This window comes from Pseudobutyrivibrio sp., assembly GCF_017471675.1.
GTDB lineage: Bacteria > Bacillota > Clostridia > Lachnospirales > Lachnospiraceae > Pseudobutyrivibrio.
Window position 1 is genome coordinate 74,659 of record NZ_JAFUSK010000005.1, and the last position, 16,585, is coordinate 91,243.

Below are 16,585 nucleotides of genomic sequence, written 5' to 3' on the forward strand. Positions count from 1 at the left end.
AATGGTAGATAAGAGTAAAGTGATTTTTGGAAATGTTATTTCTGACAAAGATTACAAAAAGGCATGCAACACTAAGAAAAAGAATATCAAAAAATATGGAGATGATTCTAATGTAGATTACAATATTGTGATTTCTAAGAATGAACATATTGGTGATTCACTTGGTGTATATGATGTGTTACTGAAGGATGGAGCAAGTCCTGAAAAATTTGATAAAGAAAAGGGTGTTATTGTTGGAAATATCCGTATGGGATTTGGACATTACCGTATATCAATGGCAATGGCTTCGGCTGCAAAGGCACTAGGCTACACACCATATTGGATGGATTTAAACGGATATCCACAGACTACCTGTACAAAGGTAATCAGTGCTCAGAATGATTTGTATTCTTTGGGCTCAAGGCTTTCTAAGAACAAGCTGTTTAATAAGTTTGTTTGGGAGCCAATGAACTATGAGGGCTTTAGAAAGCTTTCTTATAATTCATCAGACCAGAAGAATGCAGAGCTTATGGCAACAGTATATAAGAATGTACCAAAGGACATACCTGTAATCGGTACCCATGCGTGGCCAGCACAGGCAGCTGTACATGCCGGTATGAAATACGTAGTTAATGCAATTCCTGATAACTGGCCAATGGCCCTTCATTTCGCTGAGGGGGCTGTTCATGCTATTCAGTGCAAGAATGCTTATATGGGATACCGCATCTGTAATGGCATGTCAAAGGATGCTGTTTGTAATCCTATGCCAAATGATGATTTGGTTTATACAGGACATTATATTGACCATGAGCTTGTCTCTAATATTGAAGCAGATTGTCAGGCTCGTATAGATAGAAAAAAGAATGGTAAGCCAATGAGATTCCTTCTTACTATCGGAGGGGCTGGTGCGCAGAAGGAGATATTTGCAGCTATTATAAAATACCTTCTTCCTGACATAAAGGCAAACAAGGCTTCTTTATATGTAAATGTAGGTGATTACAAGAATGTTTGGGATGATTTATTAAATGAAATTCCTGAAATGAAGGAAATCTCTACAGAGCACTTTAATGAATTTGATAAGACTACAAAGTTTGCAGAGGATGCATTATCAGGCGATGTTATAGGTATTCATGGTTTCTATCATGAGAATATATTTGAGGCAGTTTATTGTACAAATCTTCTTATGAGAAGCTGCGATGTACTTGTTACAAAGCCATCAGAGCTTGCATTTTACCCTGTACCAAAGCTATTTATTAAGCGAGTTGGCAAACATGAAATGTGGGGCGCAATACACTCAGCAGAAATGGGAGACGGAACTTTAGAGTGTAGAGATATTCCACATACACTTCAGATGATTGATATATTCATGAAGGACGATAAGCTTCTCACAGAAATGTGTGAGAGTATCAAGCTTAACAAAACTATAGGACTTTATGATGGTGCATACAAGGTTGTAGAGCTTGCTATGAATATGAAAAACAGGGGCTAATAAGGAGGAGAGTATAATGGCAGAAAAAAGGAGCTTATCGGGAGTAGAAAAATTTGCTTATGGTATAGGAGCTGTTGGAAAAGACATGGTTTACATGCTGTCGGCTTCATACGTTCTTTATTATTTCCAGGACATTATGGGTGTCAATGCAATTGCAATGGGTATAATTCTTTTGATTGCCCGTGTGTTTGATGCTTTTAATGATCCAATTATGGGTGTTATCGTTGCTAAGACAAAGACTAGATGGGGTAAGTTTCGCCCTTGGCTTTTAATTGGTACTATTACTAATACAGTATTACTGATTCTTATGTTTTCAGCACCACCAACAGCCTCAGCTAAGGGGATTGTAGCTTATGCTGCTGTTACTTATATTATGTGGGGCGTTACATACACAATGATGGATATCCCTTATTGGTCAATGGTGCCTGCTTTTACAGAAAGCGGTAAAGAGCGCGAGGGGCTATCTGCCTTAGCTCGTTCCTGCGCAGGTGTAGGTTCTGCACTTGTAACAATTGTCACTGTTATGGCTGTTGCAGCTCTTGGTTCAAAGGCTGCTGCTAATAACTCAGATAATATTCTAAAGACATTTGATTCTAGTAACACACAGTTTAGTGTTTACGCTGTTGAGCGTGATTCAGATGGCAATCCAACAACAGAGAAAGCTGAGATTGCTTTAGATAATGTAGTTCTTAATATAACAGGTATACAGAAGGTTTTTGACGGCGTTGTAGATGAAGAAAAGGGATACAATGGAGTTGTATTCTTAAATGGTGACAACACCAATTACAGCTTTAAATATGGTGATAATACTTATGTAGAGGGTGATGATTGTGATATTAATGTAGCTATGGATAGCATTGATTCAGGTAAGGCTGCAGTTGCAATCTATTTACCAAAGGCTGCATTTGAGGAAATTACATCTAACGATGCAAAGATTAACTCAATGATAATTGATATGACTTCTACAATGGAAGTTGAGCGTCTTGGTTTTAAGTATTTCTCAATTATTATTGGTGTATTATTTATTTTATTTATAGGTATTACATGTGCTTGCATAAAGGAAAAGTCTACAGTAGATATGCAAACTGCATCTATTGGTCAAATGTTTAAGGCTTTAGTCCAAAACGATCAGGCAATGACAATTGTAATAACAATCGTTCTTGTAAATACAGCTTTATATATTACATCAAACCTGTTAATATATTTCTTTAAATATGATTTAGCAGGAAGCAATTGGCAAGGCAATTACACATTGTTTAATACATTTGCCGGTGGTATGCAGATACTTGCAATGATGATTATGTTCCCACTGCTTAGAAAGGCCTTTACAACACTTCGTATTTTCTATATCTGTGTAGCAGCAGAAATAATAGGATACATTGTTCTTCTTACAATGGCGCTTAGTGGAGTTACAAGTGTATTTGTATTCTTTGTTCCAGGCTTCCTTATCATGTCTGCTGCAGGTATTCTTAACGTTGTAGTTACAGTATTTCTTGCAAACACTGTTGATTACGGAGAGCTTAAGAACTATCGTAGAGATGAATCTGTAATTTTCTCTATGCAGACTTTCGTAGTTAAGCTTGCTTCTGGTATTGCTGCACTTGTAGCTTCAGTATGTCTTGCTATCTTTAATATCCAAAAGGATAGTGCGGCAACACTTGATGTAGCAGGTCTTCAGGAAAAGGTTGCAAATAGTGGGCTTCTTGAATCGATTGATGCAAATTCAGTTATAGGACTTAGAATGATTATGACAGTAGGACCTACAATAGTTCTTGTTATTGCATTCTTCTTCTTTAAAGCTAAGTATATTTTGACTGATGAAAAGCTTTCAGAAATTTCTGCTGAATTAAAGGCTCGTAAATAGTATTTAATGTAACTCTTGTAATGGTAACAAGAATTGGAGGTTTATTTATATGATAAAGGCTGATGGAAAGGTATTTTTCTTAAATACCAAATCAACAACATATGCATTTAGTGTAATGGAAACAGGTCAGCTGGAACACATGTATTATGGAAAGCTCATCCACCAGGATGAGCCTTCTGTTCTTATTGAAAAACGTGCATTTGCTCCAGGTAATACAATTACATACGATGATGCCCATGAAAATCTAACATTAGAGGATGTTAGATTAGAAATGTCTGCAATTGGTAAAGGTGATCTAAGAGAGCCAATGCTTGAGGTCATTTGCAGTGATGGAAGTACATCACTGGATTTTGTCTATGATTCATACCAGGTAATAGATGGAAAGCCAGAGTTTAAGACTTTGCCAAGCTCTTATGATGAATCAGGTAAGGTTCAAACCTTAAATGTTACTTTAAAGGATAAGAATCATGGTTTTACATTGATTCTTTCTTATTCTGTATTTGAGGATTGCGATGTAATTACACGTTCGGCAAAGTTTATTAATACTTCAAAGGATTCTGTAAGGCTTACAAGAATGCTTTCTATGCTTGTGGATTTTGACCATCCTGGAATGAAGATTACATCATTCCATGGTGGCTGGACCAGAGAGATGAATAAGTGTGATATTGTCCTTCTAGCAGGAAAGCTGGTTAATTCATCCTTTACAGGAACAAGCTCTAACAGGTGCAACCCTCTATTTATGGTTTCTGAACCAGAATCTTCTGAGGAAGCAGGAGATGTATGGGGCTTTAACCTTTTATATTCAGGAAATCATTATTCAGCCACAGAGGTATCTTCCTTTAAGAAGACAAGAGTGGTGTATGGTATTAATCCTCAGAACTTTGCTTGGACTCTTGAGCCAGAAGAGGAGTTTGAGGCTCCTGAGGTAGTTCTTACATATTCGGCAAAGGGCTTTAGACAAATGTCACTTAATATGCATGAATTTGTTAGAGAGCATATTACTCGTGGGCCTTGGAAAAAGAAAGAACGTCCAGTTCTTATTAATAGCTGGGAGGCTTCTTATTTTGATTTCAGCGAAAGCTCATTACTTAAGCTTGCAAAAACTGCAAAGAATGCAGGCGTAGAGCTATTTGTTATGGATGATGGCTGGTTTGGTGACAGAAATGATGATCATAGAGCTTTAGGCGATTGGGATATTGTTAATAAGAAAAAGCTTCCAGGTGGCTTGGAAGGTCTTGCAAAGAAGGTTACAGATTTAGGTATGATGTTCGGTCTTTGGGTTGAGCCAGAGATGCTCAATGTAGATAGTGAGCTTTATCGCAAGCATCCTGATTGGGCTATTGATATTCCAGGAATGGATCATTCTGAAGGCCGCTTCCAGCGTATACTTGACCTTAGCAATCCAGAGGTTGTTGATTATATGATTGATAGAATGAGTGAAGTATTCTCTACACCTAATCTTTCATATATCAAATGGGATATGAATAGAAACTTCTCTGATTACTATTCAAAATATCTTCCAGCTGATAAGCAGTTAGAGCTTAGTCATAGATATGTGCTTGGATTCTATCGATTGCTTAAGACTTTGGCTGAAAGATTCCCTGATATCCTTATGGAAGGCTGTGCTTCAGGTGGTAACCGCTTTGACCTTGGTGTGCTTTGCTATTATCCACAGATTTGGGCAAGTGATAATACAGATGCAGTAAGCCGTTTGGCTATTCAAGATGGATATTCTTATGGCTATCCTCAGTGTACTTATACAGCACATGTATCTGCATGTCCAAATCATCAGACACTTAGAGTAACACCACTGGAATCAAGATTTGCAGTAGCAAGCTTTGGTGTTCTTGGCTATGAGCTTAATCTAAATGATATGAAGGCTGAGGATATTGCAGCTGTTAGGGCACAAATCGAGCTTTACAAGCAGTATCGTAAGACCTTACAGTTTGGCGATTTTTATCGTCATAGAGCTGACAATATTTACGAATGGAGTATTGTTGATAAGGACAAGAACACATCAGTCTCAATGCTTATGCAAAGAGAAATTGTTGCAGGTGACCAGTATCTTAAGCTTGATATGGCAGGTCTTGATGATAATACCAAATATCATTTCTTTGGCAGAAAGCTAGAATATAATGTCAAAGGCTTTGGAGATTTGGTAAATACAGTAGCACCTGTACACATTAAACAGGATGGAATTCTTCATAATGTAATTGCGAAGTTTGTTAAGATGCCAGGAGAGATAGAAGACCACATTGCTTATGGTGATACCTTGAATGCTAATGGGGTTAAGCTGGTACAAAGCTTTGTTGGTACAGGCTTTAATGAAGAAGTCAGATACTTCCCTGATTTTGGGGCAAGATTATATTTTGTAGAGAAGTGCCAATAAAAGTATAAAAACGCCTGCAGTTAACAAAGATTATAATTCTTTGGTAACTGCAGGCGTAATAACTAGGGTTATAATGTATGCTTGTCAATATAGTTGCTGCGATATTTGCTATAAACAATTTTTTGAGCACGATATAATCCTGAATAACCCGATACCCAATAGCTAAAGGCTACTGCAAGAAGGAAATAAGGCATAGGCTCGTAGCCAAATAGTTCGAAGCAGATAAGAAGGCTTGATATTGGGCAGTTAGTAACACCACAAAATAGTGCTCCCATTCCAACAGCAGCTAAAAGCTCAGGTGATACATTGAAGGTACCGCCAATTGCTGCGCCAAGGGTTGCACCAATAAATAATGTAGGAACGATTTCACCACCTTTATATCCACAGGATAATGTAAGGGTGGTGAAAATCATTTTCAGCAAAAATGCAAATAGGCTTATTTTAGCGCCTGTAAAACATGCAGCAATTACTGCTGTGCCTGTACTGTTATAATCAGTGGTTCCCACGATAAGCGTAAGAAGAAGTACTGATGTACCGCCGATTAAGGCCTTTATGTAAGGGTTGGTAAGCTTCTTTGAAAGGAACTCTTCGTATTTATGTAGCATGGTACAAAATAGGATTGATGCTAATCCACAAACAATAGCAAATATACAGATAAGTATTGCTGACTTGATTGTAAATGCAGGAATATCTGGTATTTTGTATATTTCTGAGGTGAGTCCAAAGTGGGCTGCTATATATCTGGCTATTAAAGAAGATATAACGCAGGGAACCAATGCTGCATAATGCATAATTCCAACTGAAACAACTTCCATAGAAAAAATGGCAGCTGCCATTGGAGTTCCAAATAGTGCTGAAAAGGCAGCACTCATACCACACATAATCATAGTTTTTTTGTTTGTGGAATTAAGCTTTAACACACGTCCAATTCCATTTCCTATGGCACCACCCATTTGAAGTGCAGCGCCTTCACGTCCAGCAGAACCACCTACAAGATGTGTCAGTAGGGTGGCAACAAAAATCAGTGGAGCTAATCTAAAAGGAAGTCGCTCATCTGATTGAATGGCTGCTATAACAGTGTTTGTGCCACTATCTTTAACCTTTAATATCTGCTTGTACATAAATGTAATTACTACAGCACCTACAGGTAAAAGGTATATTAAATAGGTATGGCTTTCTCTAAAACCAATAACGTATCTCATTGAAAGACCAAAGGCAGTGGCAAATAAACCTACTACAATTCCAATAAATATGGCTGCAATTGTCCAGCTTATTACAGATAATGCTCTTTGACCGTTATGATCTACTTTGTGAAAAAATCGTTCTTTAAATTCTGTATAGTTCATAAATTTTCCCTCTTTTATTTTTCTCTAATGGATATGCTATCATTCTATTTTTTATAGTGCAAGAAATCCATTGACTTTAGTTTTTAAATTGTTGAAAATTATAATTAAGAAAGTGAAGGAAATGCTATGAAAAATATTTTTATTGTAAATACAGCAAGTAGAACAGGTAAGACTAAAGAAACCTGGGAAAAACTAAAGGAACATTTAGAAAAGCTTGAAATAGAATATGAGGTTCATTTTACCAAAGGGCCAGGTGATGCAACAGCTTTTGCTAAAGAAGCTACAGGAAAGGGTGAAAAAGTAGCACTGTTTGTAATGGGTGGCGATGGTACCTTAAATGAAGCCTTAAATGGAATAGAAGATTTTGAAAACACATATTATACCCCATTGCCTGCTGGCTCAGCTAACGATTTTGCAAATGGAATTGGATTAAAAGGAGAGATAATTGAAATCCTTGATAGAGCCTTAACATCTAGTGATTATAAGCTGTTTGATATTGGAAAAATTACATACATAGAAGACGGAGTATCAAAAGATAGGCTTTTTGGGGTAAGTGCAGGAATAGGAGTAGATGCCTATGTGTGCTTACAGGCACTTGATAGCAGGCTTAAGAAGTTTCTAAATATATTTGGAGCTGGTTCTGCTACATATGGTCTCCTTACAGTAGGAGATATTTTTACAATGCCATTTTCTGATGCTAAGGTGAAAATTGATTACAAAGGAAAAATTGAAATTAGAAATATAAAGAGCACCATTTTTGCTGCTGCTATGAATTGTAAGGCTGAAGGAGGAGGCATTCCAATGGCTCCCGAAGCAACTGCTGATTCTGGATATCTTACTGCTTTTATAGCCCATGATATCAGTAGATTTCGTTGTCTTACATTACTTCCTAGTCTTGTGGCTGGAAAACACATGGGAAAGGAAGGCTTTGATCTTCTAGATTTTGATAGAATCGAAATTAACATGGCAGATAAGATGTGTGTACATGCAGACGGAGAACATGTGGGATTTCTTAATAATTTATTATTTGAATGTATGCCACAAATACTTAAAATTAGGGGAATATAGATTTTTCTAACTAAACAAAATATAAAAAATGTATTAAATTTTTATAAAGTGACATATTGTTATTTTATTCACAGATAGGTATAATAAAAACTGAGGGTAGGGAAATTAGTTTCTCTATATTAATAAATAATTAACAAGGAGGATTGGATATGATTTTCCAAATCACTAATCTTTGGCAAATCCTTGGCTGGTGCCTTGTATTTGCTGGATTGATTATTATGAATGAACTCGGCCGTCGTACAAAGGTCGGTGGTGTGATCATCTTCGTTATCATCCCATGTATTCTTACAGTTTATTTCATCTTAGCACACGTTGGTTTATTCGGCGGTGCTTCAAATCCAACTGTTGCATATATGGATGGTTGGTTCCACTACTTCAAGCTTTACGCAGCAGACATCGGATGCGTTGGCTTTATGATGATTAAGTATAAGTGGGGCATTGGTAAAGAAAAGTGGTTCGCTTGGTGGCCATGGTTCATCGTAGCAGCTAACATCATGATTGCTAATGTTTCTGATATGGAGTCAGCTCTTGCAGCTTACTCAATCACAGGGGACCTTTCAGGTGCTTGGTGGTGTTCAAACGAAGGTGTATTCATCTACGGTGGATGGTGGAATGTTGTTAACGCTATCGCAGGTCTTATCAACATCTTCTGTATGACAGGTTGTATTCACCTTTACACATCAAATGATAAGAACCAGTCAGATATGCTTTGGCCAGATATGACAGTTTGGTTCATCGTTGCTTATGATGTATGGAACTTCGAATATACATATTTGAACCTTCCTACACATACATGGTACTGTGGTGTTGCACTTCTTCTTGCTCCTACATTTGCAAACGCTCTTTGGAACAAGGGTGCATGGATTCAGAACCGTGCTAACACACTTGCAATCTGGTGCATGTGGGCTCAGGTAGTACCTCTATTCCAGTTAAAGGGTACATTCGCAGCTGTACTTCCTCGTGTATACGGTGGCGCTACAGAGGCTGGTATCACAACAATGGATCTTTATGAGAAGGCTATCGCTCTTTACCAGGCAGGTCAGGGTAAGACAGCAGCAGCAAACGAGGCTATTGCAGCAATGGGTATCACAGCTGATCCTACAATGCAGGGCTTTGTAGCTATGATGGCACTTGCAATTAATGGTCTTTGCATCGCAGTAATCATTAGAAATGCTATCAAGATTGGTGGCAACCCATATTCAAACGAAGTATTCGTTGGAACAAAGGATTACGAAGAGGCACTTGCTCGTGCAGCTAAATAATTGTAATTAATATCAGGACATCCACGGTTGTGGATGTCCTTTTTATTTAAGTGTGTTAAAATACCTTAAGGAGGATAAGATGGTTAAGGTATATTATTTAATGCACAGCTCATTTGTTGTTGAGCTTATGGATAGATATTTATTATTTGATTATTTTAACAGGGATGATTTATCTGCTAGCGTAGAGTACAGAGGTGGGTTGCCGGAATTTGATATTGAAAAGCCACTTTACGTTTTTGCCAGCAATGGTCGCAAGGATCATTACACTCAGGATATTTTTAATATTAATGGTGTAAGAAAATTTATTCTTTCCAAAGATATTAAGATAAATAAAGGAATAGTAGAAAAGGAAAGAGTGCAGTTTGTAAAGCCACTTCATAAGTATGAGGTGGATGATATGAAAATCGAAACGCTTAGATCTAATGATGTGGGATTAGCCTTCGTTATAAGTGTAGGGGATTTTAATATATATTTTGCAGGCACTCTTAACTGGTGGAATGCTGAAGGCCGCGGAGAATTATACGGGGAGCAATATGGCAGAGAATACAGGCGATACCTAAAGCCTATTTTAAATCGTAAATTCGATATAGGATTTGTTCCTATGGATGGAAGAATGGGGGAAGATGGGTACTTCCTTGGTATGGATTATTTTATCAAGCATATCGATTGCGATACCATTTTTCCAATGAATATGTGGGGGCAGTATGAATGGATAAATAGGTTTAAGACCAGACCTGATGTGGCTAACCTGAAGGAGCGGGTGGTTGATATAGATAGAGAAAATATGATATTTGAAATAGAGGACTAGAATGGTTTTTAGCAAAAAGCTTACAGCAGAAGAATTTAATCCTGAGGTTATAATGAACTCAGGGCAGGTCTTTAGAATGAAGCGTGAAACAAAAGGGGCAGATGGAATGCCTGATACCTATAGCGCATGTTCTGGAGACAATGATATATATTTTTATCTAAATAAGGAAACAGATACCTGGGATTTTGTCTGTGAAGAGAGCCAGTGGGAATTCTGGCAGAATTATTTTGACTTTAATACAGATTATGTTAAATACAATAATCTTATACGTAAGTCAAATGATAAATTTTTAAAAGAATCTCTTATGGATTCCTTTGGTATGAGAATATTAAGACAGGATTTGTGGGAAGTATTTATTTCTTATGTAATATCACAGAATAATAACATTCCTAAGATAAAAAAATCAATTCAGTGTCTTTGCGATAGATATTCTGATGGAATTCATTTTCCAAAGGCTGATGTTTTAGCCTATATACCGCAGGATGAGCTTATGGATGGTACAGCTTTAGGCTACAGGGCAGATTACATAATTGGTATTTCAAAGCAGGTGGTTGAAGGGAAGCTTGATATTTTAAAAATCAGTCAAATGAGCTATGAGGATGCATATTCGGCGTTGCTTCAAATCAAAGGCATAGGTCCTAAGGTTGCCAATTGTATTATGCTTTATGGTTTTCATTTTATGGAAAGCTATCCTATTGATACCTGGATGAAAAAGATAATTGCCGAGGATTACAGTAATTATTCTAAGAGTGAATATCTTGAATATATAAATAGTAGTTACAGCGGATTTGAAGGATACGTTCAACAGCTTCAGTTTTATCATAAAAGGAATAAGTAACTTAGTGGGGATGAATAATGTTTAAGTATCATTTATTGGCACTTTTGCTTGGCACAGTTTTAGATGCTGTATTTGGAAGAATATATAGTATATGGAATCCCTTTGATACAATAAAGGAATATGTACGCTTTTTGGATAGGGCACTACTTGGTGATGAAATAATATTGATAGAAGATTCTAAACAACGTCAGCTTGGTCTATGGCTTGTGTTTTTAGTTATTGCTCCTGTGCTTGCTGTTGTTTTGTTCTTTAACATGTTATTTTATGAAATCTCAATATTTACAGGTGTGATTTTTGAAGCATTTGCTACTTATCTATGTTTAGAAGGGCATTATCTTTTTTATGGCGGAAGAGCAGTTATGTCAGAGTATTATGGAAGTGGCTTTGCTGCTATGAAAGGAATGGCAGAAAAATTCACTTCTTCTGGTAGTAAGGCAGATACAGCAGAGGCATTGACAAAGGAGACTATTACATTTATTGCCAGTGGTGCTACAGATTTAGTGTTAAATCCATTCTTAATAGCCTTTTTCTTTGGACCGGTAGGAGCTTTTTTGTATCGTTGTCTTCATATTATAGAAAGCCGGGTAGGAATCTTTAGCAATGGATGTAGCAAAGAAAATAGATATATGCTGTTTGGATATTATCCAGCAAAGCTTATTTATTTAATAGGTTATATCCCAAACAGGATAAATGGGGCACTTACAGTATTTGCCGCCAAATATACCTTCGGCGATTTTAATGGCAAAAATGCCCAGTATATTCACCTTAGAGATAGATTTAAAGCAGTGTCAGCTTATGCTGGGGCTTTGGGAATTACATTGAAAAACGGACATATTGGGGATGAGGATAATATAGCATCACCAAAGGATTTAAGAACTGCAACCAATTTATTACGCAATACCTGTATGATATATCAGTTAATTTTAGTGATTTTATTATTAATTTTCTGAAATACGGGTGGAATTTAAAAGTGCTTTGGATTATAATTTATTCAAGTATGTAGTAAGATTTAATTGGTTAAATATTTTGTAATATAGGAGGAATTGCTATGTCTGCATTTTTATCTAGTTTTGCAAGTTATCTAATTAAAATGATCATACTGGTTGTTTTAGGCTTATGCGGAGGTTTTATTGGAATCAAGCTTCGCCAGTCTAGCGACAGGAAGAAGGGCATTACTGAAATGAATAGTGAGCCTTCTGAACAGGAATAATTTTTGGAGGACTATTGTTTTGAATAACGGTGTTAATGATTTACGACGCGCCTACTTGGAATTCTTTGAGAGCAAAGGTCATCTTTGTCTCAACAGTTTTTCTCTTGTACCACAGAATGATAACAGTTTACTTCTTATCAACGCTGGTATGGCACCACTTAAGCCATACTTTACAGGTCAGGAGATTCCACCAAGAAGACGCGTCACAACATGTCAAAAATGTGTTAGAACAGGAGATATTGACAATGTAGGTAAGACGGCTCGCCATCTTACTTTTTTTGAGATGCTTGGTAACTTCTCTTTTGGTGATTATTTCAAGCACGAGGCTATTGCCTGGTCTTGGGAATTCTTAACAGAAGTACTTAAGCTTGATCCTAATCGTCTTTATCCATCTATTTATGGAGAGGACGAGGAAGCCTTTGAAATTTGGACGAAGGAAGTTGGCGTTGCACCAGAGCGCATCACTCGTTTCTATCGCGACCCTGAAACAGGAGAGTGTGATAACTTCTGGGAGCATGGTGCTGGTCCTTGCGGTCCTTGTTCAGAGTTTTATTACGATCGTGGAGAAAAATACGGATGCGGTAAGCCAGATTGTAAGGTTGGCTGCGATTGCGACCGTTACATGGAGGTTTGGAACAACGTATTTACACAGTTCAACGGTGATGGCCAAGGCGGTTATGAAGAGCTTGCTCAGAAGAACATCGATACAGGTATGGGTCTTGAGCGTCTTGCTGTTGTTATGCAGGATGTAGATTCTGTATTTGATATTGATACAATGAAGGCTATTCGTGATAAGATTTGTGAAATGTCAGGTAAGCAGTATCAGGTAGATGCTCTTGATGACGTATCAATCCGTCTTATTACTGACCATATTCGTTCATCTACATTCCTTATTTCTGATGGTGTTACACCTTCAAACGAAGGTAGAGGCTATGTTCTTCGTCGTCTTATCAGACGTGCTGCAAAGCATGGTCGTGCTCTTGGAATTGATGGTCTTTTCATGGCTAAGCTTTCTGAGACAGTTATTAATGAATGTAAGGATGGCTATCCAGAGCTTTGGGAGAAGAGAGAATTCATCTTCAAGACTCTCACAGCAGAGGAAGAGCAGTTCAACAAGACTATCGATAAGGGTCTTGAAATCCTTGCTAAGATGGAAGAAGAGCTTAAGGCATCTGGAGCTAAGGAGCTTTCAGGTGAGAACACATTTAAACTTTACGATACTTACGGATTCCCTGTAGACCTTACAGCAGAAATCCTTGAGGAAAAGGGCTTTGGATATGACGCTGCAGGCTTTGAGGCTTGCATGGAGGAGCAGAGACAGAAGGCTCGTGCTGCTCGTAAAGAGACAAATTACATGGGTGCTGATGCATCTGTTTATGATGATATCGATTTAAATGTTACATCTGAGTTTGTTGGCTACGACAAGACTACATCTGAGTCTACTGTTACAGTACTTACTACAGAGACTGAGATTGTTGATACAATTGCAGAAGGAACAGTTGGTACAATCATCGTTCCTGAAACTCCTTTCTATGCTACAATGGGTGGCCAGATTGGTGATACAGGTATCATCTCTACACCAAACGGTGAGTTTGAAGTAAAGGATACTATCAAGCTCAAGGGTGGTAAGATTGGCCACGTTGGTGAAATGAAGTCAGGTATGATTAAGGTTGGTGATAAGGTTACACTTAAGGTTGACGCTGCTCGCCGCGCTCGTATCTGCAAGAACCATTCAGCTACTCACCTTCTTCAGAAGGCACTTCGCGAGGTACTTGGTACACACGTAGAGCAGAAGGGTTCATACCAGGATGCTGACAGAACACGTTTCGATTTCTCTCACTTCTCAGCTATGACTGATGAGGAAATCGCAAAGGTTGAAAAGATGGTTAACGACAAGATTGCTGAAGGACTTGCAGTTACTACAGCTATCATGTCTATCGACGAAGCTAAGAAGAGCGGTGCTATGGCTCTCTTTGGTGAGAAATATGGCGAAGAAGTTCGCGTTGTTAAGATGGGAGATTTCTCAACAGAGCTTTGTGGTGGTACACATGTATCTAACACATCAGAAATCTCTGCATTCAAGATTCTTTCAGAAAGCGGTGTAGCTGCTGGTACACGTCGTATCGAAGCTATCACAGGTGCTGCTGTATTTGAATACTATGCAGATATCGAGGCTAAGCTTAATGCTGTAGCTACAGCTCTTAAGTGTCAGCCAGCAGATGTAGAAGAAAAGATTGCTCATCTTCAGAAGCAGCTTAAGGAGACAAATTCTGAACTTGAATCTATGAAGGCTAAGGCAGCTCAGGCAGCAGTTGGCGATGTTATGGATTCAGTAGTTGAGGTTAAGGGAGTTAAGCTTCTTGCAACATCAGTAGCTGGTGTTGATATGAATGGACTTCGTGACCTTGGCGATGATCTTAAGAATAAGCTTGGTGAAGGCGTTATCGTTCTTGCATCTGACTGTGATGGTAAGGTTAACCTTGTTGTTATGGCTACTGATGCAGCTCAGAAGGCAGGCGCTCATGCTGGTAACCTTGTTAAGGCTATTGCACCTAAGGTTGGCGGTGGCGGCGGTGGTCGTCCAAACATGGCTCAGGCTGGTGGAAAGAACCCAGCAGGCATTGCAGATGCACTTGCAGAAGCCAAAACAGTACTTGAGGGTATGATATAAGCTACTAGTAAATAACAGAATTAAATATTTCTCATTCCAGGCTTTGTGCCGGGGTGAGAAATATTTTTGTTATTAACCCTAGTAGCTTTATATTTTTTCTTTTTCACATTTTTGACAATACTTTTAGATAGTATATGGGTTGATACTAAAAGTGGAGGACATAACAATGAAGGGTATTACTAGAAGAATACTTAGACAACTGGCGTTATTTATAGCTGTTGTTTTTGTTGTGGAATGTGTTAATTCAGGACACAATGTAGCCAATGCAGCTATTATCGTACCCCAGACAGATTACATGTTTGATGCTGAATATTATGCCAGAACAAATCCTGATATAGCAGCTTTTTATGGTACTGATTTTGACGTTTTGCTTAAGCATTACGTAACAAAGGGTAAATGGGAAGGAAGAACGCCTTATGCAAATGCAGTGGCTTTTAATCCTTCTAATTTAGCAAATAATGAGATGCCACAGGTTACAGATCCTACTGGTACACTTATCCAGCCAAATCAAACAGATGATATATACAAAGCTTTGTTTATTGGTAATTCTATTACAATACATCCTTTATGCAGTTACTGGTGGGGTTCTTGGGGAATGGCTGCAAGCTCACCTGAAAAGGACTATGTGCATCAGACCGTTAGCGGTTTGCAGATGATGTACCCATTAGTAGATTATGATGTTGTAGGCTTTTCTACCTGGGAAAGAAGCTCTGTTCGCTCTAAAATATTACCTAATCTCGATACAATTCTTGCTAAAGATTACGACCTTGTGGTAATTCAGGTTGGAGAGAATATCAAAAGCATGAAAAATTTTAAAGAGGACTACGAGATATTAGTTCAGTATATACAAAAGAGTGTGCCAACAGCTAAGGTAATCTTAGTTGGAGATTTTTGGCGTATGTCAGGTAGAGATAGCATAAAAAAGAGTGTTGCCGATGAATTAGGGCTCGATTATATTGATATTTCTGCCATAAGGAATAATTCAAGCTATACATCAGGCATTGGCCAAAGAGTGTCAGGAAATGATGGAAGAATTCATAGAGTAAATGATAGTGCAGTTGCAATTCATCCTAATGACAAGGCTATGTCATATATTGCAGATGGAATTATTCAAGCTGTTAATAGGGAAAATATTCAAATAATAGTTGACGAATATTGATTTTATGCTATAATGCTTGTTAGTGCTTTAGAATATATTAAGTACAAGTCCCCAGATGGAGGGAGGTTAGGATTAGACTATGTCATATGTTACAGTTAAAGAAAACGAATCATTAGACAGCGCTCTTCGTAGATTTAAGAGAAACTGTGCTAAGGCTGGTATCCAGCAGGAGATTCGTAAGCGTGAGCACTATGAGAAGCCTTCAGTAAAGCGTAAGAAGAAGTCTGAGGCTGCTAGAAAGCGTAAGTTCTAATTTACGTTTGAGAATTTATGAAATCATGGCCTGTACCAGTTTATGTTGGTACAGGCTATTTTTCGGTTTACGTACAATCTAACGTGGAGTTGAGTAATTTCTCTCAGCTCTAAATAATAAAACAGTTATGTGAGCGGACTAGTAAAGTAGGCAAGCGCGAGGAGGGTGCTGAATGTCCTGTGGACATTCGCTTAGCACCGACCGGAGTGAAACGGAGATGCTCCATGCCAAGTAAGGAGGGACCCTTTA

The 16,585-nt window shown here is 38.0% G+C and carries 13 protein-coding genes and 1 pseudogene; 13 read left to right on the forward strand and 1 reads right to left on the reverse strand.

The window, feature by feature from the left end; translation table 11 throughout:
- The first annotated feature begins 1 nt into the window (after position 1).
- The 4 genes and pseudogenes from IJ535_RS01060 to IJ535_RS01075 all read left to right on the forward strand — a co-directional run bounded on the left by IJ535_RS01060 (position 2) and on the right by IJ535_RS01075 (position 5,721).
- Positions 2–1,468, forward strand: a complete 1,467-nt coding sequence (locus IJ535_RS01060; protein ID WP_294297581.1) for a DUF6937 domain-containing protein — start codon at positions 2–4, stop codon at positions 1,466–1,468.
- Between the two features lie 16 nt (positions 1,469–1,484).
- A pseudogene (locus IJ535_RS14155) lies at positions 1,485–2,012 on the forward strand (MFS transporter); the annotation flags it as partial.
- A complete protein-coding gene (locus IJ535_RS14160) occupies positions 1,992–3,332 on the forward strand; it encodes an MFS transporter (RefSeq protein ID WP_442961354.1) in 1,341 nt (446 codons plus the stop codon). The pseudogene IJ535_RS14155 and the gene IJ535_RS14160, both read left to right, overlap by 21 nt.
- Positions 3,333–3,381: 49 nt before the next feature.
- Positions 3,382–5,721: an alpha-galactosidase gene (locus IJ535_RS01075; RefSeq protein ID WP_294297584.1), complete on the forward strand. Its 2,340-nt coding sequence runs from the start codon at positions 3,382–3,384 to the stop codon at positions 5,719–5,721.
- A gap of 68 nt (positions 5,722–5,789) precedes the next feature.
- Here IJ535_RS01075 and IJ535_RS01080 read toward each other — a convergent pair whose 3' ends face one another.
- Positions 5,790–7,067: a chloride channel protein gene (locus IJ535_RS01080; RefSeq protein ID WP_294297586.1), complete on the reverse strand. Its 1,278-nt coding sequence runs from the start codon at positions 7,065–7,067 to the stop codon at positions 5,790–5,792.
- Positions 7,068–7,193: 126 nt separating this feature from the next.
- On the opposite strand from IJ535_RS01080, the gene IJ535_RS01085 reads away from it, so the two are divergent.
- The 9 genes from IJ535_RS01085 (at position 7,194) to rpsU (ending at position 16,336) form a co-directional block, all read left to right on the forward strand.
- Positions 7,194–8,135 (forward strand): diacylglycerol/lipid kinase family protein, encoded by a 942-nt coding sequence (locus tag IJ535_RS01085; RefSeq protein ID WP_294297589.1) that lies wholly within the window; start codon positions 7,194–7,196, stop codon positions 8,133–8,135.
- Between the two features lie 149 nt (positions 8,136–8,284).
- Positions 8,285–9,397 carry a DUF5692 family protein gene (locus IJ535_RS01090; protein WP_294297591.1) on the forward strand — a complete coding sequence of 371 codons (1,113 nt, stop codon included), beginning with the start codon at positions 8,285–8,287 and terminating at the stop codon, positions 9,395–9,397.
- Positions 9,398–9,476: 79 nt separating this feature from the next.
- Positions 9,477–10,205, forward strand: coding sequence for an MBL fold metallo-hydrolase (locus tag IJ535_RS01095; RefSeq protein ID WP_294297594.1), 729 nt, complete (start codon positions 9,477–9,479; stop codon positions 10,203–10,205).
- Between the two features lies 1 nt (position 10,206).
- Positions 10,207–11,043, forward strand: coding sequence for a DNA-3-methyladenine glycosylase 2 (locus IJ535_RS01100; protein ID WP_294297597.1), 837 nt, complete (start codon positions 10,207–10,209; stop codon positions 11,041–11,043).
- Between the two features lie 17 nt (positions 11,044–11,060).
- Entirely contained in the window at positions 11,061–11,993 is a 933-nt protein-coding gene (locus tag IJ535_RS01105; RefSeq protein WP_294297600.1) for a cobalamin biosynthesis protein, read from the forward strand.
- A 98-nt stretch (positions 11,994–12,091) separates the two neighbouring features.
- Positions 12,092–12,253, forward strand: coding sequence for a hypothetical protein (locus IJ535_RS01110; RefSeq protein WP_294290340.1), 162 nt, complete (start codon positions 12,092–12,094; stop codon positions 12,251–12,253).
- 19 nt (positions 12,254–12,272) lie between these two features.
- Positions 12,273–14,924: an alanine--tRNA ligase gene (gene alaS / locus IJ535_RS01115; RefSeq protein WP_330619467.1), complete on the forward strand. Its 2,652-nt coding sequence runs from the start codon at positions 12,273–12,275 to the stop codon at positions 14,922–14,924.
- Between the two features lie 166 nt (positions 14,925–15,090).
- Positions 15,091–16,083 (forward strand): SGNH/GDSL hydrolase family protein, encoded by a 993-nt coding sequence (locus IJ535_RS01120; RefSeq protein ID WP_294297604.1) that lies wholly within the window; start codon positions 15,091–15,093, stop codon positions 16,081–16,083.
- A 79-nt stretch (positions 16,084–16,162) separates the two neighbouring features.
- The gene (gene rpsU / locus IJ535_RS01125; RefSeq protein WP_028236498.1) at positions 16,163–16,336 is read left to right on the forward strand and encodes a 30S ribosomal protein S21; all 174 of its coding nucleotides are present in this window, start codon (positions 16,163–16,165) and stop codon (positions 16,334–16,336) included.
- The last annotated feature ends 249 nt before the right edge of the window (positions 16,337–16,585 follow it).